At 64.9% G+C, this 752-nt stretch carries 1 pseudogene; it reads left to right on the plus strand.

The features are described from left to right. A pseudogene (locus tag HMPREF2924_RS35940) lies at nucleotides 1-741 on the plus strand (tail length tape measure protein); the annotation flags it as partial. Nucleotides 742-752 lie beyond the last annotated feature (11 nt).

Raw genomic sequence — 752 nt, forward strand, 5'->3', positions numbered from 1 at the left:
GACGTTGCCGCGCAGCAGCTGGCCCAGAAGGCCACTGCTGGGCTCATGAGCCTGTTTGGTCAGGGTGAAAAGGACACCAGCATGGTGACGGGAGCTGCTGCTGTCACCTCCGCCGCAGGAGCGCTTTCCACCGCAGGCGGAACTCTGGTGGCTGGTGCGGCTGCCATTCAGGGAGCAGCAGCCAGTCTTGCGGCCGCGAATGGGCTCGCAGGTGCTGGTGCCGCTGCCAGTGGTGCCGGTGCGGCAGGTGCGGCAGGTGCGGCTGCCGGTGGTAGCGGGTGGTGGTCCTCGATCACAAGCATGTTCGGGTTCGCCGAGGGCGGCCAGGTCCGCGGCCCCGGGACTCCAACAAGCGACAGCATCCCAGCCTGGCTTTCGAATCAGGAAGTCGTCATCAGGGCCGCGGCCGCAACCCAGCCGGGCATGACCCCGCTGCTCCTGGACATCAACAAGCGTGGTTGGGCGGCGCTACATGACTGGTCCGGCGCTGTGCGGCACGCGACGGGCGGCATAGCCAGCATTCCCGCACCCGCAATGCCTGCTCCGGGCCTGGCTGCTTCGCGCCTACAAGAGCCTGCGAAAAACCTCGGAACCACCCTGAAAAACAGCGTGAACCTCCACGTCTATGACGATCCGCAACGGATCGTCGATGGCGCCTGGAGTAAGGCTGGGCAGGAAAACTTCTGGCTGACACTAAGCCGCGATCCTCAACGAGCACGACAACTACTGGGAATCAACTGATGGCCACCGAA

Origin of the sequence: Pseudomonas sp. HMSC063H08 (genome assembly GCF_001813645.1) — a bacterium.
In the GTDB taxonomy this organism is placed as follows: Bacteria; Pseudomonadota; Gammaproteobacteria; order Pseudomonadales; family Pseudomonadaceae; genus Pseudomonas; species Pseudomonas aeruginosa.